The sequence below is a fragment of the Enterobacter sp. BIDMC 29 genome (assembly GCF_019378755.1).
In the GTDB taxonomy this organism is placed as follows: domain Bacteria; phylum Pseudomonadota; class Gammaproteobacteria; order Enterobacterales; family Enterobacteriaceae; genus Enterobacter; species Enterobacter ludwigii.
Genome location: NZ_CP080000.1, coordinates 2,197,402 through 2,199,641, shown reverse-complemented (window position 1 = coordinate 2,199,641; position 2,240 = coordinate 2,197,402). Strand labels below are relative to the sequence as shown.

Below are 2,240 nucleotides of genomic sequence, written 5' to 3'. Positions count from 1 at the left end.
ACTACGACCCTAAAACCAACTACTTCAACACTTCAACCGTGGAAGCGGTGATCAAAGATGTTATCGCAATCAACCCAAAAGCGGTGATGATCATCAAATCGACCATTCCAGTAGGCTTCACCAAATCGATTAAAGAAGAGTTGGGTATTGATAATGTCTTCTTCTCGCCAGAGTTTCTGCGCGAGGGCAGGGCGTTATACGATAACCTGCATCCATCCCGTATCGTGATCGGCGAGCGCTCTGAGCGTGCGGAGCGCTTCGCCGCACTGCTGCAGGAAGGAGCAATCAAGAAAGATATTCCGGTCCTGTTCACTGACTCCACCGAAGCCGAGGCAATCAAGCTCTTCGCCAATACCTATCTGGCAATGCGCGTGGCCTACTTCAACGAGCTGGACAGCTATGCCGAGAGTCTGGGCCTGAATACCCGCCAGATCATCGAAGGCGTGTGCCTCGACCCGCGTATCGGCAACCATTACAACAACCCGTCGTTTGGCTATGGCGGCTACTGCCTGCCAAAAGATACCAAGCAGTTGCTGGCGAACTATCAGGCTGTGCCAAACAATTTGATTTCCGCGATTGTGGATGCCAACCGCACGCGTAAAGACTTCATTTCCGATTCCATTCTCGCGCGTCAGCCGAAAGTGGTGGGCGTATATCGCCTGATCATGAAGAGCGGTTCTGATAACTTCCGCGCCTCTTCCATTCAGGGGATCATGAAGCGTATTAAGGCCAAAGGCGTTCAGGTAATTATTTATGAGCCAGCGATGCAGGAAGATGAATTCTTCCATTCCCGTGTTATTCGTGACCTGGATGCGTTCAAACAGGAAGCGGATGTGATTATCTCTAACCGTATGGCGGAAGAACTGGCCGACGTGGCGGATAAAGTGTATACCCGCGATCTGTTTGGTAGCGACTGAGTCTCTGCTTAAGGCGCATAAAAAAACCGGCACTTGCCGGTTTTTTTATGTTTTTATACTTTGTAGAAGTCGCGATACCAGTCAACGAAATTCTTCACGCCTTCTTTAACGGAAGTCTGCGGTTTGAAGCCAATAACGTCATACAGCGCTTTAGTGTCTGCGCTGGTTTCCAGTACGTCACCCGGCTGGATTGGCATCATATTCTTCTCTGCCTCTATCCCGAGCGCCTCTTCAAGAGCCGTAATGTAATCCATCAGTTCAACCGGAGAGCTGTTTCCGATGTTATAGACGCGATAAGGCGCAGAGCTGGTTGCCGGTGAACCGGTTTCAACGGTCCAGTTTGCATCCGCCTGAGGAATAACATCCAGCAGACGGATAATGGCTTCGGCGATGTCATCAATATAGGTGAAGTCGCGCTTCATCTTACCGTAGTTGTAGACATCAATGCTTTTGCCTTCAATCATCGCTTTGGTGAACTTAAACAGCGCCATATCCGGACGTCCCCACGGACCGTACACGGTAAAGAAGCGCAGTCCCGTCGTGGGCAGGTTGTACAGGTGGGAATAGGTATGCGACATCAGTTCATTGGCTTTTTTGGTCGCGGCATAAAGTGAGACAGGGTGATCGACCGAATCGTCAGTCGAAAAAGGCATCTTGCGATTCAGACCGTAAACGGAGCTGGAAGACGCATACAGAAGATGTTGTACCTTGTGATGGCGACAGCCTTCCAGCACGTTGAGATGCCCTATCAGGTTGGCATCTGCATAGGCGTGAGGGTTTTCAAGCGAGTAGCGTACACCGGCTTGTGCGGCCAGGTGGATGACGCGATCAAATTTCTCACGGGCGAACAGTGCGGCCATGCCTTCACGGTCGGCCAGGTCAAGCTTGTGGAAGGCGAAACTGTCAGATGTCAGCAGATCCAGACGTGCCAGCTTAAGATTGACATCATAGTAGTCATTCAGGTTATCAATACCGACGACCTGATGACCGGCATCCAGGAGTCGTTTGCTGACATTTGCGCCGATAAAGCCTGCTGCACCCGTTACCAGAAATTTCATACCTTCCCTCATAAATATGTGTTCTTACTGATGCCATCACGCATCACATCGCGTCTATCATAGCGCGGCGGATGCCAGTTACATAACCCATCTTTCCGATTTAACTCATCGGATTCTTATAGAAAAATCCGTAGCAACAGATACACTATGTGAACATGTTTATTTTTGCCCTTTTTCATCTGTTAGGGATTGTATGACGCAAAACAACAATAACCTGGTCAATCGCAGCAATGACCCGGAGCAAATTGATTTACTTGGTTTAGTG

Annotated in this window: 2 protein-coding genes; one reads left to right on the top strand and one right to left on the bottom strand. The window is 49.6% G+C overall.

The window, feature by feature from the left end; genetic code table 11:
• A partial coding sequence (locus tag JTA15_RS09960; RefSeq protein WP_255580216.1) for a nucleotide sugar dehydrogenase occupies positions 1-917 on the top strand: 917 nt, incomplete at its 5' end.
• A 53-nt stretch (positions 918-970) separates the two neighbouring features.
• Here the strand turns inward: JTA15_RS09960 and JTA15_RS09955 are convergent.
• Positions 971-1,975 (bottom strand): NAD-dependent epimerase, encoded by a 1,005-nt coding sequence (locus tag JTA15_RS09955; RefSeq protein WP_047955848.1) that lies wholly within the window; start codon positions 1,973-1,975, stop codon positions 971-973.
• Positions 1,976-2,240: the final 265 nt, after the last annotated feature.